The following is a 19,122-nucleotide window of genomic DNA, read 5'->3' on the forward strand; positions in this document are numbered from 1 at the left end:
AAGCCGCTATTTAGCGGCTTTTTTTATGTTTATAATGCAGACATACCCTAAGAATAATAATTGATAGAAGTTGCTATGTTACCCAAGTTATCGCATCAACAAACGCTTGAACCAATTTACCTTTCTTTTTTATCTGCATTAGAAGAGGGCGCATTTTCGGGGGATATTGACACTCGTTACAGTGCGCGTTTAGCCCAAGCGACCGATAACTCGGTGTATCAATTTTTGCCCCAAGCTGTGATATATCCTAAAAGCCAACGCGACGTTCAAGCGGCCTTGCTACTAGCTGCAAGAGCTGAGTTTGATGAGGTGGTATTTAGCGCAAGAGGCGGCGGTACCGGCACAAATGGTCAGTCATTGACTCACGGTATCATCATCGATATGTCGCGTTACATGAATCAAGTCATTGAAGTTAACGCCGCTGAAGGCTGGGTAAAAGTGCAAGCGGGTGTGGTGAAAGATGCGCTTAATGATGTGCTTAGGCCACATGGATTCTTTTTTAGCCCTGATCTTTCAACATCCAACCGTGCCACTTTAGGTGGAATGATTAACACTGATGCATCGGGTGCTGGCTCATTGGTTTATGGTAAAACCTCTGATCATGTACTGGGCTTAACCAGTATTTTATTTGACGGCTCTGAGCTTACTACTCGTCCAGTAAACCGTGAGCTGTTAGCAGATCTCGACTCTGTTACCGATAATGTATTAGGTCAACAGCTTATCTCTACTATTGCTGATATGTGTAAGGATAATCGTGAGCAAATTGAGCAACGCTTTCCTAAGCTAAATCGCTTTTTAACTGGCTATGACTTGAAAAATGTCTGGGATGATGAGCTTGAACACTTTGACTTATCGCGCATTATCGCAGGCTCTGAAGGTACATTAGCTGTAATCACTGAAGCTAAATTAAATATTACGCCATTGCCGACTTGTCGCATGATGGTCAATATCAAATACAATTCGTTTGAATCAGCGTTGCGTCATGCACCAACTCTAGTACATGCAAACGCGACAGTGGTTGAAACCGTTGACTCAAAAGTGCTTAACCTTGCTAAACAAGACATTATTTGGCATTCAGTGTCAGCACTGATCAGAGATGTGCCAGGTAAAGAAATTGACGGCCTTAATATGGTTGAGTTTGCTGGTGAGCAAGCTGATGTTGAAGCCAGAGTTGCTAACCTTGAAGCCATGTTAACTGCGCAAATTGGTCAAAACGAAGCCGGTCTACTGGGTTATCAAGTCACATCTGACAAAGCCAGTATTAACACTATTTATGCTATGCGCAAAAAGGCGGTGGGGCTACTAGGCGCAGCAAAAGGCACCCGTAAACCTATCGCTTTTGCTGAAGATACGGCGGTACCACCTGAAAAGTTGGCTGATTTTATTTTAGAGTTCAGAGCGCTGCTTGATAGCCACCAATTACAATATGGCATGTTTGGTCATGTGGATGCGGGTGTATTACATGTTCGTCCAGCACTGGATATGTGTGATGAGCAAGACGAAAGGCTACTGAAAACCATTTCAGACCAAGTGGCCGACTTAACACTTAAATACGGTGGCTTAATGTGGGGTGAGCACGGTAAAGGTGTGCGCGGTGAATATGGCCCAGCAGTGTTTGGTGAGCATTTATACGGATTATTGGAAGAGGTTAAAGGTTTATTCGACCCTAAGAATAAACTCAATCCTGGTAAGCTTGTGGCCCCTAAAAGTAGTGGACCAATGCTCTATAACGTCGATAGCGTAAAACGCGGAGCATTTGATAGACAAATTCCAATTAAAACCCGTGAAGCTTTTCCTGATGTGATGAACTGTAATGGTAACGGTTTGTGCTTTAATTACAGCGCTTATTCACCTATGTGCCCATCGTTCAAAGCCACTGGCGACAGAGTACAATCGCCAAAGGGGCGCGCAGGCTTAATGCGAGAATGGCTGCGTTTACTCGAAGCTGAAGGGGTTGATGTTAATGAGCTTAGCCGTAGCAAACCACTAGGTTGGCTGCAGCGTGCACAGAACAGCTTAAAAATAGATAAAGAATACGATTACTCCCATGAGGTGATGGAGTCTTTAAAAGGCTGCTTAGCCTGTAAAGCTTGTTCGAGCCAATGCCCGGTAAAAGTGGATGTGCCAAAATTTAGGGCGCAGTTTTTTGATATTTATTATCAGCGTTACCTACGTCCAGCAAAAGACTATTTAGTGGCTGGTATCGAAGATTCATTGCCGTTAATGGCAAGTGCACCAAGACTGGTTAATGCGGTATCACAAAACAGTTTAAGTAAGTGGGTGATTAAGAAATCGCTGGGCTATGTTGATGCACCAGCGTTATCAGTGCCTACTTTGAAACAGCGTTTAGAAGGCCATTCAAGCCGTGGTTATGACCTAGCGGCGCTACAACAAATCCCTGAAAGTGAACGCAGCCAATATGTGCTGGTGGTACAAGATCCTTTCAATAGCTTTTATGAGGCTGGAACGGTTTACCACTTTATTCAGCTTATTGAAAAACTTGGCCTTAAACCTGTTCTATTGCCATTTAAACCTAACGGTAAACCGATTCATATTAAAGGCTTTTTAGATAAGTTTGCTCGAACTGCTAAGTCTACGGCAGATTTTCTCAATCAAGTTGCGCAATTAAATATGCCGATGGTGGGGATCGACCCTGCATTAGTGCTATGTTACCGTGATGAGTATAAAGAGGTCTTAGGCGGGGCGCGTGGACTATTCCATGTAAAGCTTGCCAATGAATGGCTTTTAGAGGCGCTTAATAGTGTGCCGGTTCGTGGAACTAAAGCTGATGAAAATGCTCAAGAATTTACCTGGTTTAGCCATTGCACTGAATCTACGGCTAAGCCGAATACCGCCAATGAGTGGCAAGATATTTTTGCGCATTTTGGCGCTAAGCTAAATACGGTTAACTTAGGATGTTGTGGTATGGCGGGGACTTATGGACATGAAGCAGAGAATCTTGAACGCTCAAAAACGCTTTATGGCATGTCTTGGGAAAAGACATTGAACCAATTGCCGCAGTCTCAAGTGTTGATCTCTGGCTACTCATGTAGAAGCCAAGTGAAGCGTTTTAGTGGCTTTAAGCCTAAACATCCGCTAGAGGCATTATTAACGTTAATTTAGTTTACTGTTTATTGATTGAGTTTAGACTAATGTTTATAACGGCTGCGAACTAATAGACAGTCAAAATGGCTTAAATTGAATTTTAAGCTTAAATACAAAGAACTAGCTTTGGGCTAGTTTTTTGCTTTCCGCAATACACGTTGATGAAGCCGTTATTCGTTATACAGGAAAATAAGGAACCTAATGTCACAGGGGAATTTGGATGAAGAGCAAGTTGCTGAAGCTATTTCTTCATTGACGATAGGGGCTTCACTATGCAGCGAAGAACCACTCTTCGACATCACTGATAGCGGAGAATGGTTTTATCAAGGTGGTAAGTTACCTATTAAGTTTTGTAAGCTTTTCGCGAGTATTCTGCAGCGCATTGAACGAGAATACTTTTTGATAACTCCTGTTGAAAAACTCAAAGTCTCCGTAGCCACTCAAGCACTTATTCTGGTTGATTATGATAAGCAAGCTGACGGGAGCTTTTGGGTTAAATCAAGTATTAACACCGAGCATAAAGTTGAGTCATTAGCACAATTTGTTGTTACTGATGATTCGATAATATTGCTGTTAGAGAAGGGAGTAGAGGCAAGGTTAAACCGCGCCAGTTTTTATCGATTTATTGAAGAATTTATTATTTAACGTCTCTTGCAACTTCAAGGTTAATTGTTCTTATTTAACGTAATGATTTATATGTTGTTTAAATCATTTTGAGTGATAATTGTTCATCTAGGCTAGTTTCTTTTTGTGTAAGTGGTAAGATTAAAAGCAGCTTATAAAGCGAACTGGAGGTGCTAATTGAATCGATTTGAGAGTCTAGGTGACTTGGTTTCTCATTTGAATGTTGATCTACAAAATGAGTTAGATCAACGGCTTAAACGATACCAGTTAGATATCAAACTGTGGCCAGTGCTATTTTCACTTTGGCAAGAGGAGGGCGTGACTCAAACAGCCCTATCAAAGCGCTGTGATGTGGCAAATTACACCATGACGCGTCTGCTGGATCAATTGCAACAACAAGGGTTAATTACCCGCCATCAAGATGCGGAAAATCGCCGCGCATTTCAAATTTATCTTACCGATAACGGTAAGGCGCTAGAGCAAGACCTAGTTCGAGAAGCTGAAAGAGTGAACGAGACCTTCTTAAATAATCTTGCTGAAGAAGAGCGTGAACTTTTTTTAGCCTTACTTAATAAAATAAATCGCTACTAGCATTCATCGCATGTTGGTCACCATTATTTTCTATTCTTTAACTTTTTAAGCGCGATTCTATCCTTGTTTAACCTCGACGCTATTGCTAGCTTGGTTTATTACTGGGAGAACCTCTTGGCTATGACACCTTTTTGTAATATTAAGGAAACTCTATGTTCAGATTAGCGGTTGTTTGTATTGTTATTTTTGTTAGTGGCTGCTCGATAAATATTAATAAAAGTAAGGAAAAACCCATTGAAGGTCGGGTAAATAATTCCGATTCTGTGGTTGCTGATAGCATACAAGATCCCAAAAAGAGTGCCGGTTATCTACAAACAATCACCTTGGCTAATGGCAATAGTTTAATTGTTGAAGAAGGGCGTTTAGAGCCTCGTTCAATCGGCAGTGCTAGCGTAAAACTATACCGAGACTTGAATGTTGGAGATTTTGTTGCTGCGGTGAATTTTGTTCGAGACGGTACAATTTTAACCACCAAGTTAATAGAAAATAGTCGGGACAAACAAAAGATTGCAGTGACCACGGTGACAGCAGGTAGTGGCAACTATCAAAACACACAGTTAATTTGTATAACCAATAACAGCATAGTGTTGTGTGAGTAAATTGCTTTTAGTGGTTGGCTCGGGGGGATTAATAGGTTTGAACTAGTTAAGGGTCAGTAAAAAAACGATAAATAGGCCAATAGCTAAAATGCCTTGCTGGGTTAACTGGCGGCTACGATATAACTCTTTTTTCCCCTGCTTGAGGCTCGCAACTAAGTTGTTTTGCTTGTAGATCTTACAGGTGAGTTGCTCTGTTTTAGGATCGAGTAAAAGTTGTAGCTTGGCCGCTTTGCCATCGTTTAGTGTTAGAGAATGTTCACTTTGCAGACCGAAATTGAGCTTTCTAGAAACCCGTTTACCGTTAATATACATTTGCTCTAAGCCACACCAATTACTTGCTTGTAGCTCAATATAATCTTGATTAAGTGCATATTTAAATATTGGCATTCAATACAGCCCTTTTTAATGCATGGCTACTAATTCAAGCAGACGTTAGCTAGCTTCGCTAGTATATATGAAGATTTAAATTATGAAGTTATCGCTACTAACTGTTTTATAGGTAAAAAAATACCCAGCACTTAGGCTGGGTATTTTTTGAAAATAGAAAGCCTATTTTGCAGCGTTAATAATGGCTCTTGCCATCTCATCTGCAACATCACCAGTCGTACGGTTTTGCTCATCAGCATGAGAGAAAATAGTCAGAAGGGTATTATAAATTTCTTCTACTTTTGCTGTTGCAGCAGAAGCATCATAATCTTTTTCAAACGACACGTTAATAATGCCGCCTGCATTGATTACATAATCAGGTGCGTACAAAATACCTAAATCTTTTAGCATTTCACCATGGCGTACTTCAGCGAGCTGATTATTCGCACAACCAGCAACAATGGTCGCTTTAATCATTGGGATAGTGATGTCATTGATGGTAGCACCTAGGGCACATGGAGCGTATACATCAACGTCTTGATGGTAGATATCTTGCGGTGCTACAACGGTAGCACCAAATTCATTAGCAACTCTGTCTAATGATTCTTGATGTATATCAGTCACAATCAATTCAGCGCCTTCAGCATGTAGATGACGGCATAGGTAATAACCTACGTGGCCAACGCCTTGTACTGAGATCTTAAGTCCTTTTAAGCTATCTAAGCCACGTTGATGTTTTACTGCAGCCTTAATGCCTAAATATGTACCTAGCGCAGTAAACGGAGATGGATCACCGCTTTTACCTTCAAGGCCGGCCATATAAGGGGTTTCTTGATGAGCAATCATGATATCTGAAGTTGAAACGCCAACATCTTCAGCTGAGTAGTATTTACCACCTAAGGTATCAATGCAGCGGCCAAAGGCTCTAAATAGCGCTTCGCGATCTTTTACTTTTGGATCGGCAATAATAACAGATTTACCGCCACCCATTGCTAAACCCGCCATCGCATTCTTATAAGTCATCCCCCGTGATAAACGCAGAACGTCTGTGACAGCTTCATCATCTGACTCGTAGTTCCACATTCTACAACCACCAACAGCAGGTCCAAGGTTAGTGTTGTGGATTGCAATAATGGCTTTTAAGCCGCTTTCTTTATCATGACAAAAAACGACCTGTTCATGGTCGTCGAAAGAGATGTGATTGAAAATTGCCACTTGTTGATCTCCGCTTTGAGCATCGAATGACCGCCGCTGTAGGATTACAGAGTAGTCTACTTGTTATATTTATTGCAGAACGATAGCATTTAGGGATACTCTCAATAAAGTAAAGATTCGGAATATTTGTGATCTGTCTGGCAATTTTGCTTTCCACCTTACGTTAACGTAAAGTTGTTGCTTGATTTGAATCAGAAAGCAGCGCTAGATTTTTAATTATCTAGAAAGAGACAGAGACAAAATAACAATAAGAAAGGAAGTTTTTGATGGCTGAAGAAGTAGTAGATAAAGAACAACAAATTCAAGAGTGGACCAGAGCCCAATTTCAGAAAGCAAATAAGTTTTTGGCTGAAAAAGGCATTATGCCTAACAAGGTTTATCCAGAAGAAAGTCGTTATTTAGCGCCTTTTGTTGCCATTTGGAAAATTGATACTAAAAAGCCAACTAAACAGACTTATTGGGTGATGTCTGGCGATTTACCGTCTGATTACGTGGAAATTAGTGTTGCTGAGACTGCACGTGATGCAGTGCGCCATTTTTCAATGATGTGGCAAATGAAGGCTGAAAACATTCAGCGTTCTGGACTCACTAAAGATCCTGCTCAGGCAAAATTTGCTGAATTACTCGTTTCACGTGCTGAGAGCTTATATAAGATGCAGGCTGATGACAGTATTTGGCAAGCCAAATCATAATCACACAGCCTTAAAAAGTACAAAAGTTAATAAAAAAGGCATCTAATGAGATGCCTTTTTTGAATGCAATTATAGGTCAACTTTTACTTTCTATTATTCGCCAAAATAGAAGTAGCCACGATTGAGTAATTCAAGTAATAAGCTTTGTGTTGCTGCTGTTTGAATCAGGAGTGCTGCTTGAGCATTATCAAAGCTGAAGTGCTCGCATAGTTGCTGCACATCTGCGTCAATCACGTCGCTATAACCAAAGGCTTCGCCATTAACAAAGATTCGAGACTCACTATCATCTTCAAGTTTAAGTAACTTTAAACCGCCAATACGGTATAACAGCGCGCCTTGTTCAATATAGTCACTGATATCATCGCTGGTATAAGCCTCTTCAGGTTCGCAAATATCGAGCTCAAAACGGTTTTGGCTTAGCATTTTACCTAGCATGGCTTGGTAACAATTAGGGTTTGCAGCGAGCTCAGTAATCAATGCCATCATATCTTTCTGCTGCGAGCTACTTATTTGGCTAGCAAGCTTTGGCTCATAGCTTGAGGTGAAGCGTTTTAATCCGCTATTGGCGTCAATTAATGCATCAGCCATTTCGCTAAACAGTTCTTGCTGGCTTGGCGCGCGAAAGCCAATCGAGTAGCTCATTGCTAAGGTTAATGTTTGACCTTGATGTGGGAAGCCTGGAGGGATATATAACATATCGCCTTTTTCTAATACCACATCGATAATGGGCTCAAAGCCTTCAATTAGCGGTGTAGTTGGATCGTTATTTTTAGGGGCGTATTGGCCTTTATCACCCACAGTCCAGTGGCGCTCACCTTCGCCCTGAATAATAAATACATCGTAATTATCGATATGCGCACCGACGCCGCCACCGGGCGTGGCAAAAGAAACCATCAAATCATCAAAGCGCCAGTCAGGAATAAAGCGAAATGCATTAATAAATTCGCTTGAATCTGGATGCCAGTGGTTTAATGCTTGAACCAGTAATTGCCAGTTCTCATCACCAAATTGCTCATAGTCTTCAAACGGACCTTCAATAATTTGCCAATCATTAGGCTTGGTCACTACCACTCGCGATGCCACTGACTCTTCACAGGCAAGGCCGGCCAGTTCATCTGCGCTAATAAGATCTTCAAAATTGGGAAAAGCATTCTTTATTAAGATGGGCTTTTTTTGCCAGTATTGAGTTAAAAATTCGCTGATATCAAAGTTAAGACTAAACATAATGAGGAGGCTACTCTTGTTGGATGGAGAAGGTTTAAATTAAAAATATTGCTGCAAGCAGTGGCTAAATCTTAGATAAAATAAAGGCGTTAAGCCTAAGCTTAACGCCTTTATTGACGCTTTAATAGCAAGTTGCTAAAAAGCCAATTAGTTTAACTCGTCAACAAATGCTTCAGCACGACCAATGTAGTTAGCTGGAGTCATTTTTTTAAGTTCAACTTTAACGTCTTCTGGTAGCTCAAGACCATCGATGAATACTGCAAGCTGTGCACCATCAATACGCTTACCACGAGTTAGCTCTTTTAGCTTCTCATATGGCTTTTCAATACCGTAACGACGCATAACAGTTTGCACAGGCTCTGCTAGAACTTCCCAGTTGCCATCGAGCTCTTTACGAAGTTGTTCTTCGTTAACTTCTAGCTTGCTAATCCCTTTTAATGTTGCTTGGTAAGCAATTAGAGAGTGCGCCATACCTACACCTAAGTTACGTAGCACTGTAGAGTCGGTAAGGTCACGCTGCCAGCGAGAAACTGGAAGCTTAGCGGCAAGGTGTTGCATTAATGCGTTAGCAATACCTAGGTTACCTTCAGAGTTTTCAAAGTCGATTGGGTTAACTTTGTGTGGCATGGTTGAAGAACCAATTTCACCGGCAATGGTTTTTTGCTTAAAGTGACCTAATGCAATGTAACCCCAAATGTCGCGGTCGAAATCGATCAAGATTGTGTTGAAGCGCGCTAGGGCATCAAACAATTCTGCGATGTAATCGTGCGGCTCAATTTGCGTGGTGTATGGGTTCCAGTTAATGCCAAGGCTAGTAACGAAGCGCTGTGACAGAGCATGCCAGTCAACTTCTGGGTAAGCAGAGATGTGAGCGTTGTAGTTACCTACTGCGCCATTGATCTTACCCATGATTTCAACTTTAGAAACTTGAGATAGCTGACGCTCTAAACGTACAGCCACGTTAGCCATCTCTTTACCTAATGTTGAAGGTGAAGCTGGTTGGCCGTGAGTACGTGACATTAACGGTACTGACTTATGCTCATGTGCTAACGCTTTAACGGCATCAACGACTTTTTGGCAATAAGGCAGAATCACTTGATCACGCGCTTCTGTTAGCATCAAAGCATGAGACAGGTTGTTAATGTCTTCAGAGGTACAAGCAAAGTGCACGAACTCGTCAATTGCAACTAGCTCTGCGTTATCGGCAATACGTTCTTTAATGAAGTATTCAACCGCTTTAACGTCATGGTTAGTTGTTGCTTCAATTTCTTTAACGCGCAATGCATCAGCTTCGCTAAAGTTATCTTTAATTTGATCAAGCAAAGCCAATGCAGCTTCGCTAAAAGGTGGAACTTCTTCAATTTCTGGGCAGCTTGAAAGCAGCTTAAGCCAGTTAATTTCGACTTGAACACGGTATTTGGTCAGGCCGTACTCGCTGAAAATCCCTCTTAATGAGGCGGTTTTACTACCATAACGACCGTCTACCGGAGAGATAGCAGTTAGTGCGGAAAGTTCCATTTGAAGCTCCTTGGTGAACTAGGCTTAAAATTATAGGGTGAGGCTTTTCATAGCTGTATCGACTATTGTTTTTCTTGCGAAGACAAGATGCCTACGCTTGCCTCCTAATTGACGCCATAGCACTGCGCTGCGCATGGCAGACAGCAATAAAGCGCGAATTTTATGTTGTGTTTGGGTACGCTTAAGAAACTCAGGATTGCCAGAGATCTGCAGTTTAGGGCCAAGTTCACTAATAATGTCGCTATAAATACCGGCAAAATTTGCGATGACTTGCTCGTCGGTGATCTCAAAGTGATTGAGTTGACGGTGAACTTGGTTAATGCGCTCGCTTAGCATGCCCATCGCGTTTGAAGAGCGGGTTAGTTTGCGCTCTAAAGCTAGAATACCGACTAAATAGCGAGTCACTTCCACGTCTTTTTGCTTCGCGTCGCCAAGCTGGCTAACAATCAGCTCGTAACCTTTTCTTAGCGCAAATTTGTCAGCATAGACATCACTTGTCGACTCTGGATTGGTCACTAATACTGATTGTAGGCTTGCTGCTAATGCGTCTTTATCTGAATCACCATGCCTTGCAATATATTGAACTTGGGCCACTGCTTGTAAAATACCAGCAAAGGCCATAGTGCGTTCAAACAGCTGATCACTCATTAATTAATCTCTTATTAGTGCGTCAATAATACCGCCACCTAGGCAGATTTCACCATCATAGAAAACCGCTGATTGGCCAGGCGTTACCGCAGCAACAGGTTCATCAAAAATCACCCGTAGCACGTCATCGCAGTCATAGGTAACGCGACACGGTACATCTTGTTGGCGATAGCGTGTTTTCACTGTGATGTTTGAGCCATCAGCAGGGCCTTTACGGTCAACCCAGTGCAGCTGGTTGGCGATTAGGCCATTTGACATCAGGCGAGGGTGGTTACCACCTTGTCCCACAATCAATACATTACGGACTAAATCTTTCTCAACAACGTACCATGGGTCTTCATTACTGTTTTTAAGACCGCCAATACCTAGGCCTTTACGTTGACCTAAGGTGTGGTACATCAAACCTTGATGAGTACCAATGACTTCGCCTTCGCTGGTTTCGATGTTGCCTGGTTGTGCTGGTAAGAAGGTTTGTAAGAAATCAGTAAACTTACGTTCACCGATAAAACAAATACCTGTGCTGTCTTTCTTATCGTGAGTGATTAAGCCCATTTCTTTAGCAATTTCGCGAACTTCGCTCTTATCGAGCTCACCAACTGGGAACAATGAGCGAGCAACTTGCTCGTAGCCTAATGTGTATAAGAAATAGCTTTGATCTTTATTGCCATCAACGCCACGCAGCATTTGGCTGGTGCCATCAATATCACGGCGGCGCACATAATGGCCCATCGCGATGTAATCAGCGTCTAAGATTTCATCTGCAAACTCGAGAAAAGCTTTAAATTTAATCTCTTTGTTACACATGATATCTGGATTCGGGGTACGACCGGCTTTGTACTCTGCTAAGAAGTATTCGAACACATTGTCCCAATACTCTGACGCGAAGTTAACCGTGTGCAATTTAATGCCTAATTTGTCGCATACAGCTTGTGCATCTTTAAGATCGTCTGCTGCCGCGCAATATTCATCCGTGTCATCTTCTTCCCAGTTCTTCATGAACAGGCCTTCAACCTGATAACCCTGTTTCATTAACAGGTAGGCTGAAACTGATGAATCAACACCACCGGACATACCGACGATGACTTTTTTACCAAGATGAGTGGGTTCGATTGACGTCATAAATCCTAAAAAAACCTTGTGTTTACTGAATATTGCTGCGAATCGGTATCTCAATGAATAATATTGATAATCGAAATACGTTGTTCAAGCCGCGGCTTTCTGCGGGTGCATATTCTATCATGCATTATAAGGCTGGGCTATCTAGTGAAGAGCTATCTTTTATTTTGGCTGCTACGGCGTTGAATATTCACTCATACTGAACCATTAATGGGCTTAAACTGATGAATATTAATTGCTGCAAATAAGGGCATTTCAGATGACAATCCGCCAGCGCTAGTCAAACGGATAATCAGCGTCTGCACACCTATACTTAAACTTAAGTTAGAAATAGTCGTCATTAAGCAGCGCTAAAGGAAAATGTTTCCCCGCTAAGTAATCGTTAATCGATTTAATGACTAACGGGCTTCTAAGTTGTGGGCTTAATGAATTAATTTCTTCAAGCGTTAACCAAACTAAGGCATTAATTGCCGGATCTATAGGGGCTGAGGTGATGATTTTGTCAAGCTGAACGTAAAAGGTGTAGCGCACAAAGGCGAGTGATTCACAGGCACTAAATTGATAAATTCCTATCAAGCCTTGAGGGATAAGGTTAAGGCCTGTCTCTTCATATACCTCACGAGAGCAGGCGCTGATAATCGATTCATGGGCTTCAAGATGCCCTGCAGGCTGATTATATTTAACTTCACCGTCAATGAGCTCTTCAACTAACAAGTATTTACCTTGAGCCTCAATAATGCAGGCGACAGTGGTATTGGGTTTGTAGCGCTCAGTCATGGCTAATTACTCACACAGATTTGTTTTTCATATCAAGTTGACGATATTCACCGTTTTGCAGATCATCTAGACTCCATTGACCTATTTTATAGCGGATTAATCTTAATGTCGGAAAACCAATATGCGCCGTCATGCGTCTTACTTGTCGGTTCCTCCCTTCGCAGATCTGTATTTCTAACCAAGTTGTCGGAATATTAGCGCGCTCGCGAATAGGCGGGGTTCTGTCCCAGACCTTGGGCTTATCCATAATGCTAATTTTAGCCGGTAGTGTCATTCCGTCTTTTAACTCAACACCTTGGCGCAATTGTTCAAGCGCCGCTTCAGTCGGTGAACCTTCAACCTGAGCCCAATAGGTTTTAAAGGTTTTCTTTTTAGGTTCAGTGATTTGTGACTGCAATTTACCGTCATTAGTTAGTAATAATAAACCTTCGCTATCTCTGTCGAGTCGACCCGCGGCATAAACGCCAGGCACAGGAATAAAATCTTTTAAGGTCTGACGTCCTTGCTCGTCAGTGAATTGGCAAAGCACATCAAAGGGTTTGTTAAACAGCACTATAATCGGATTGGCGACGCTTTTGGGATTAGCCGTGCTCTTACGTTTAAAGCCTGCCCGAGAAAATGAATTCCCCGCCCCTGTGTTGTTACTACTTGGGCGATTACCGCTATTGCTAGAACGTGCACTGCGGGGATTTTTTTTATTACTGGTACTTTTCTTTGAAAATGGCTGCGTCACGCTGGAATACTTTTCATCTATACGGGCTATTTCACTATTGTACTGCGCATTGGCTTTTAGTGGAATTTGAAAATTGCGCGGAATGTTTTATGATGTCGGCAAATTAAAAAGTGTGATCCGCAACTAATTATTTTCATTTGTGAGATGTATGCGAATAATGTCGCTGGCTTATTGCACACAAGATCGCATAAATTATCACTAGCAATTCAAAGTGATAACTCAAGACCGTTACAGTTTTTTAATCGTAAAAATACAGAATAATTATTATAAAAATCTTAAATTTAAATCAATGTAGGACACAAAATGAACGATAAAACATCAACGATCATCTATACCGAAACTGACGAAGCACCGGCACTCGCAACCTTATCTTTATTGCCTCTTATCCAAAAGTTTACCCGAACTGCAGGTGTTGACGTAGAAACGCGTGACATCTCTTTATCTGGCCGTGTGATTGCTAATTTCCCTGAAAACCTAACAGCAGAACAGCGCATTAATGATGCATTGGCTGAATTAGGAGAGCTGGCTAAAACGCCTGAAGCGAACATTATTAAGTTACCAAACATCAGTGCGTCTATTCCGCAGTTGAAAGCGTGTATTTTAGAGCTACAAAACAAGGGATACGATATCCCTAGTTACCCTGATGAGCCACAAAATGACGCTGAAAAAGACATTCAATCACGTTACGACAAGATTAAAGGTAGTGCGGTAAACCCAGTTTTACGTGAAGGTAACTCTGATCGTCGCGCACCAGGTTCTGTGAAAAAGTTTGCCCAGAAGAATCCACACTCAATGGGCAAGTGGTTAGCGGACTCTAAATCGCATGTTGCACATATGAGCGAAGGTGATTTTTACGGTAGCGAGAAGTCGGTCACAGTGGCTGACGCTGGCAGCGTCTCAATTGTGCTGAATAAAACGGATGGTTCTGAGCATGTATTGCGCAGCGCAATTGCACTGCAAGCGGGTGAGGTGATTGACTCAGCTGTAATGAGCAAAAAAGCATTGCTTGAGTTTTACGAGCGTGAAACTAATCTGGCGAAAGAGCAAGATGTATTATTATCCTTGCACTTGAAAGCAACAATGATGAAAGTGTCAGATCCAATTTTATTTGGCCACGCGGTAAAGGTTTACTACAAAGACGTATTTGCTAAGCACGGGGAGTTGTTTGAACAGCTAGGTGTTGATGTAAACAACGGTGTTGGTGATGTTTACGCGAAAATCGCAACATTACCGGCAGAACAAAAAGCGGCAATCGAGGCTGACTTAGCGGCGGTTTATAACGAACGTGCTGAGCTTGCTATGGTTGATTCTGATCGTGGCATTACTAACTTACATGTACCAAGTGATGTGATCATTGATGCGTCTATGCCTGCAGCGATTCGCACTTCAGGGCAAATGTGGGGCCCTGATGGCCAACTAAAAGACATGAAAGCAATGATCCCTGATCGTTGTTATGCCGGTGTTTATCAAGAAACTATCGATTTTTGTATCAATAACGGTGCGTTTGATCCTAGCACTATGGGTAGCGTACCAAACGTTGGCCTTATGGCGCAAAAAGCGGAAGAATACGGTAGCCACGATAAGACATTTGAAATTGCTGCAGCCGGTACGGTTAACGTAGTTGACCAAAACGGCAATGTATTAATGTCACACAATGTAGAAGTGGGCGATATTTTCAGAATGTGTCAGGTTAAAGACGCGCCAATCCGTGACTGGGTTAAGCTTGCCGTTAACCGTTCGCGCCTATCAAGCACACCTGCAGTATTTTGGTTAGATGCAGATCGTGCCCACGATGCTGAAATTATTAAGAAAGTAGAGCTTTACTTACAAGAACATGACACTAAAGGCCTTGAGCTTCACGTGATGTCGCCTGTTGCTGCAACTCGCTTTACACTAGATCGCGTTAAAGCAGGTAAAGACACTATTTCTGTTACCGGTAACGTACTGCGTGACTACCTAACGGATTTGTTCCCAATCCTAGAATTGGGCACCAGTGCTAAAATGCTATCAATTGTGCCGCTAATGAATGGTGGTGGCTTATTTGAAACTGGCGCGGGTGGTAGTGCACCTAAACACGTGCAACAGGTAGAAAAAGAAGGTCACTTACGTTGGGATTCTCTCGGTGAATTCTTAGCATTAGGCGCATCTTTAGAGCACCTAAGCCAAACGACTAACAATGCACAGGCGCAAGTGCTTGCTGACACGTTAGATATTGCGATTGGTCAGTTCCTAGATAGCAACAAGTCGCCTTCACGCCGTGTAGGTGAACTGGATAATCGTGGTAGTCACTTCTATCTTGCTATGTACTGGGCACAAGCATTAGTGGCTCAAACTAACGACGCTGCTCTTCAAGCTGAGTTTGCTCAACTTGCAGAGTCGTTAACTAGCAATGAAGCTAAGATTATTGCTGAATTAAATGGCGTCCAAGGACCTGCTGTTGATTTAGGCGGTTATTATCGTTTGGATGCAGCTAAAGCGTCAGTTGCAATGCGTCCAAGTGCAACATTGAACGCTATTGTTGGCTAGGTTGAGTGAAAAATTGTTTGAGTCACATGGGTATTTGACAGCGCCCATGTGATGTAAAGCAATAGATTCAATTTAACCTCTAAGGTCTGCGTAATGCAGGCCTTTTTGTTGTTTACAGTAGTGGCGAGATGCATTTAACCAATAAAAAAGCAGAATAGCTTAGCTACTCTGCTTTTTATGTTCGTATCGCAACATAAACCAATCTATATAAATATCTTTACTTATATAGCTGGGTTTATCTAATTTTATTTTAGTTCGTTGGCGATATTGCTGACGCGTGCATTCCTTTTGGACCTGCTTCTACCTCAAAACTGACTGGTTGGCCCGCTTTTAGCGTTCGATAGCCTTCCATTTCAATGGTAGAATAGTGTGCAAAAACATCTTCACCGCCAGCATCAGGGCATATAAACCCGAATCCTTTGGCGTTGTTGAACCATTTAACAGTTCCGCTTGCCATACTTCCACTTCCTTCTGTTGTCCACTTCCCAGTAAGATAGTAAAACTTATCAGCGGGGAAACTCCTCGCTTAATGAACAGAATGAAAGCTGAATAAGTGGTTGTCAAGATAAAGTTAACAAAAAAGTAACATTTTTTAACAAGTCGTACCTGAGTATAATTTGATAGAATTTGTCCAACAAACAGACTGAGTTACATAATCAATTGGTACAAGCCAAAACTAGAGGCTAATATTGGGATATGAGTAGAACAGAAAATATTGAACACGTAGAAGAAAGTGTTGAGTCAGAGCTTAAACAGCCTTCTATGTATAAAGTCATTTTAAACAACGATGACTACACACCAATGGATTTTGTCATCGAGATATTACAACTGTTCTTTAAGAAAGATGAGCAACAAGCAACGGAAATCATGTTAGCAATCCATCATAAAGGTAAAGGAATTTGCGGTATTTACCCATTTGGAATTGCAGAAACTAAGGTTGCGCAAGTAAATCAATTTGCAAGACAAAACCAACATCCGTTACTGTGTTCTTTAGAGGAAGCCTAATTTGGCTTTGCTCTGTTGTTAATTTTTAGGGGGTGCTTATGCTAAACAAAGATCTTGAAGTCACCTTAAACCTGGCTTTTCAACAAGCCAGAGATGCGCGTCATGAGTACATGACGGTAGAGCATCTATTGTTGGCGTTAATCGATAACCCGGCCGCACAAGAGGCGCTTGTTGCTTGCGGAGCAAATATAGAAAAACTCAGGGATGAAGTGGCCAGCTTCATTCAACAAACCACGCCGATTATTTCTGATCCCGAAGACGAAAAGGAAACACAACCTACGCTCGGGTTCCAACGTGTATTGCAACGTGCGGTATTTCATGTGCAGTCATCTGGGCGTAATGAAGTGACTGGCGCTAACGTGCTGGTGGCTATTTTTAGTGAGCAAGAATCGCAAGCTGTTTACTTGCTGCGCACAGGCGATGTGACGCGTTTAGATGTCGTTAATTTTATTTCTCACGGATTTTCTAAAAACGACATTGATACTGATGGTGAGCCAAGCAGAATTGAAGATCAAAGCGAGACTGAAGAAGAGCGCAGTATTTTATCGCAGTTCACAGCTAACCTGAACGAACTTGCTAAAAGCGGCAGTATTGATCCTTTGATTGGTCGTACCGAGGAAATTGAGCGCTCGATTCAAATTCTTTGCCGCCGACGTAAGAACAATCCACTGTTAGTGGGTGAGGCGGGTGTAGGTAAAACCGCAATCGCGGAAGGCTTAGCTTACCGAATTGTTAAAGAAGAAGTGCCAGAGGTGATGAGTAAAGCGACAGTTTACTCACTCGACTTAGGTGCGCTGCTTGCGGGAACTAAATACCGCGGAGACTTTGAGAAACGCTTCAAAGGCTTATTAAAAGAGTTGGCAAATGATGAACATGCGATTTTATTTATCGATGAAATCCATACGATTATCGGTGCCGGTTCAGCGTCTGGTGGCGTGATGGATGCGTCTAATTTACTGAAACCGTTATTATCCGGAGGTAAATTACGTTGCATGGGTTCAACCACATTCCAAGAGTATCAAAGTATTTTTGAGAAAGACCGAGCTTTAGCGCGTCGTTTCCAGAAAGTTGATATTAATGAGCCTTCGGTAGCTGAGACGACTAAGATTTTGCAAGGGCTTAAGTCAAAGTATGAAGAGCACCACAACGTGCGTTATACCTTAGCGGCGCTCAGTGTGGCAGCAAGACTGTCTGACAAACATATTAATGACAGACATTTGCCAGATAAAGCGATTGACGTGATTGATGAAGCGGGTGCACGTATGGCGATGCAGCCAGCGAGTAAACGCAAAAAGACCATTGGTCAGACTGAAATCGAATCAATTATCGCGAAGATGGCACGTATTCCTGAGAAGTCGGTATCGAGCTCTGATAGAGACTTACTTAAGAATCTTGAGCGTAACCTTAAAATGGTGGTGTTTGGTCAAGACCAGGCGATTGAGGGGCTTAGCTCTGCAATTCGCTTATCTCGAAGCGGTCTAGGTGGTGAGCATAAGCCTGTAGGTAGCTTTTTGTTTGCCGGCCCAACCGGTGTGGGTAAGACAGAGGTTACCAGTCAGCTTGCTAAATGTTTAAGCCTTAACCTGGTCCGCTTTGACATGTCTGAGTACATGGAAAGCCATACTGTGTCACGCTTAATTGGTGCACCGCCAGGCTATGTGGGTTATGACCAAGGTGGCTTGCTGACCGATGCAGTGATTAAGAACCCACATTGTGTGGTGCTGCTCGATGAGATTGAAAAAGCCCATCCAGATGTTTACAACTTGCTACTGCAAGTGATGGATCACGGTACACTGACTGATAATAATGGCCGTAAAGCAGATTTTAGACACGTGACCTTAGTGATGACGACTAACGCTGGTGTACAAGAAACGATTCGTAAGTCGATTGGTTTTAAACAGCAAGATCATACTCAGGATGCGTTATCTGAAATCAATAAAGTCTTCTCACCAGAGTTCCGTAATCGCTTAGATTCGATTATTTGGTTTAACCACTTAGATATGACGGTTATTGCTAAAGTTGTCGATAAGTTCTTAGTTGAACTGCAAGCACAGCTAGATGATAAATCGGTTACACTCGAAGTGAGTGACGAAGCGAGAACCTTGTTGGCAGAGAAAGGTTACGACAAGTCAATGGGAGCTCGTCCTATGGCGCGAGTTGTAACTGAGCTGATTAAGCGTCCTTTAGCTGATGAAATCTTATTTGGCGAGCTTGAGAAAGGCGGTATCGCACGCGTAGATGTGAAAGGTGATGAGATTGTGATTACTACTGAGTCGCTTGAGAAGGTTGCTCACTCGTAGAAGCCACAACCCAATTATTTTTACGAGATATTAGAGCCAATAACAGAAAGTATGAGTTATTGGTTCCTTACTTCTGTTAAAGA

At 42.2% G+C, this 19,122-nt stretch carries 17 protein-coding genes; 8 read left to right on the forward strand and 9 right to left on the reverse strand.

Annotated features, from left to right (window positions below):
* The first annotated feature begins 75 nt into the window (after window positions 1–75).
* The 4 genes from ydiJ (at window position 76) to AB4298_RS19810 (ending at window position 4,919) form a co-directional block, all read left to right on the forward strand.
* Entirely contained in the window at window positions 76–3,123 is a 3,048-nt protein-coding gene (gene ydiJ / locus AB4298_RS19795) for a D-2-hydroxyglutarate dehydrogenase YdiJ (RefSeq protein WP_371988125.1), read from the forward strand.
* A gap of 183 nt (window positions 3,124–3,306) precedes the next feature.
* Window positions 3,307–3,750: a DUF1285 domain-containing protein gene (locus tag AB4298_RS19800; protein ID WP_371988080.1), complete on the forward strand. Its 444-nt coding sequence runs from the start codon at window positions 3,307–3,309 to the stop codon at window positions 3,748–3,750.
* 156 nt (window positions 3,751–3,906) lie between these two features.
* Window positions 3,907–4,320 (forward strand): MarR family winged helix-turn-helix transcriptional regulator, encoded by a 414-nt coding sequence (locus AB4298_RS19805; protein WP_371988081.1) that lies wholly within the window; start codon window positions 3,907–3,909, stop codon window positions 4,318–4,320.
* Window positions 4,321–4,472: 152 nt separating this feature from the next.
* Window positions 4,473–4,919, forward strand: a complete 447-nt coding sequence (locus AB4298_RS19810) for a PliI family lysozyme inhibitor of I-type lysozyme (RefSeq protein WP_371988082.1) — start codon at window positions 4,473–4,475, stop codon at window positions 4,917–4,919.
* Between the two features lie 42 nt (window positions 4,920–4,961).
* Here AB4298_RS19810 and AB4298_RS19815 read toward each other — a convergent pair whose 3' ends face one another.
* Both AB4298_RS19815 and AB4298_RS19820 read right to left on the reverse strand, forming a co-directional pair.
* Window positions 4,962–5,306: a hypothetical protein gene (locus AB4298_RS19815; RefSeq protein WP_371988083.1), complete on the reverse strand. Its 345-nt coding sequence runs from the start codon at window positions 5,304–5,306 to the stop codon at window positions 4,962–4,964.
* Window positions 5,307–5,468: 162 nt separating this feature from the next.
* Window positions 5,469–6,500, reverse strand: coding sequence for a Glu/Leu/Phe/Val dehydrogenase dimerization domain-containing protein (locus AB4298_RS19820; protein ID WP_371988084.1), 1,032 nt, complete (start codon window positions 6,498–6,500; stop codon window positions 5,469–5,471).
* A gap of 266 nt (window positions 6,501–6,766) precedes the next feature.
* On the opposite strand from AB4298_RS19820, the gene AB4298_RS19825 reads away from it, so the two are divergent.
* Entirely contained in the window at window positions 6,767–7,192 is a 426-nt protein-coding gene (locus AB4298_RS19825) for a DUF4826 family protein (protein WP_371988085.1), read from the forward strand.
* Between the two features lie 93 nt (window positions 7,193–7,285).
* On the opposite strand, the gene AB4298_RS19830 is transcribed toward AB4298_RS19825, so the two are convergent.
* The 6 genes from AB4298_RS19830 to AB4298_RS19855 all read right to left on the reverse strand — a co-directional run bounded on the left by AB4298_RS19830 (window position 7,286) and on the right by AB4298_RS19855 (window position 13,208).
* The gene (locus AB4298_RS19830; RefSeq protein WP_371988086.1) at window positions 7,286–8,416 is read right to left on the reverse strand and encodes a ribosomal protein uL16 3-hydroxylase; all 1,131 of its coding nucleotides are present in this window, start codon (window positions 8,414–8,416) and stop codon (window positions 7,286–7,288) included.
* Window positions 8,417–8,563: 147 nt separating this feature from the next.
* Window positions 8,564–9,934 (reverse strand): adenylosuccinate lyase, encoded by a 1,371-nt coding sequence (gene purB / locus AB4298_RS19835; protein ID WP_371988088.1) that lies wholly within the window; start codon window positions 9,932–9,934, stop codon window positions 8,564–8,566.
* A 30-nt stretch (window positions 9,935–9,964) separates the two neighbouring features.
* Window positions 9,965–10,582: a high frequency lysogenization protein HflD gene (hflD, locus tag AB4298_RS19840; RefSeq protein ID WP_248997472.1), complete on the reverse strand. Its 618-nt coding sequence runs from the start codon at window positions 10,580–10,582 to the stop codon at window positions 9,965–9,967.
* 3 nt (window positions 10,583–10,585) lie between these two features.
* Window positions 10,586–11,701, reverse strand: coding sequence for a tRNA 2-thiouridine(34) synthase MnmA (gene mnmA, locus AB4298_RS19845; RefSeq protein ID WP_371988089.1), 1,116 nt, complete (start codon window positions 11,699–11,701; stop codon window positions 10,586–10,588).
* Between the two features lie 321 nt (window positions 11,702–12,022).
* Complete coding sequence (locus AB4298_RS19850) at window positions 12,023–12,475, reverse strand: NUDIX hydrolase (RefSeq protein ID WP_371988090.1); 453 nt, start codon at window positions 12,473–12,475, stop codon at window positions 12,023–12,025.
* A gap of 10 nt (window positions 12,476–12,485) precedes the next feature.
* On the reverse strand, window positions 12,486–13,208 hold the full coding sequence (locus AB4298_RS19855; protein ID WP_371988091.1) for an rRNA large subunit pseudouridine synthase E: 723 nt from the start codon (window positions 13,206–13,208) through the stop codon (window positions 12,486–12,488).
* Window positions 13,209–13,511: 303 nt separating this feature from the next.
* Between AB4298_RS19855 and AB4298_RS19860 the strand changes: the two genes are divergently transcribed.
* Window positions 13,512–15,734 carry an NADP-dependent isocitrate dehydrogenase gene (locus AB4298_RS19860; protein ID WP_371988092.1) on the forward strand — a complete coding sequence of 741 codons (2,223 nt, stop codon included), beginning with the start codon at window positions 13,512–13,514 and terminating at the stop codon, window positions 15,732–15,734.
* A gap of 250 nt (window positions 15,735–15,984) precedes the next feature.
* Here the strand turns inward: AB4298_RS19860 and cspD are convergent, their stop codons facing one another.
* Window positions 15,985–16,191, reverse strand: coding sequence for a cold shock domain-containing protein CspD (cspD, locus tag AB4298_RS19865; protein ID WP_012155761.1), 207 nt, complete (start codon window positions 16,189–16,191; stop codon window positions 15,985–15,987).
* A 239-nt stretch (window positions 16,192–16,430) separates the two neighbouring features.
* Here cspD and clpS point away from each other — a divergent pair, with 239 nt between their 5' ends.
* Window positions 16,431–16,739 carry an ATP-dependent Clp protease adapter ClpS gene (gene clpS / locus AB4298_RS19870; RefSeq protein WP_012155760.1) on the forward strand — a complete coding sequence of 103 codons (309 nt, stop codon included), beginning with the start codon at window positions 16,431–16,433 and terminating at the stop codon, window positions 16,737–16,739.
* A 38-nt stretch (window positions 16,740–16,777) separates the two neighbouring features.
* Window positions 16,778–19,039, forward strand: coding sequence for an ATP-dependent Clp protease ATP-binding subunit ClpA (gene clpA, locus AB4298_RS19875; RefSeq protein ID WP_371988094.1), 2,262 nt, complete (start codon window positions 16,778–16,780; stop codon window positions 19,037–19,039).
* The last annotated feature ends 83 nt before the right edge of the window (window positions 19,040–19,122 follow it).

It is taken from the genome of Shewanella sp. 10N.261.52.F9 (assembly GCF_041471165.1).
In the GTDB taxonomy this organism is placed as follows: domain Bacteria; phylum Pseudomonadota; class Gammaproteobacteria; order Enterobacterales; family Shewanellaceae; genus Shewanella; species Shewanella marinintestina.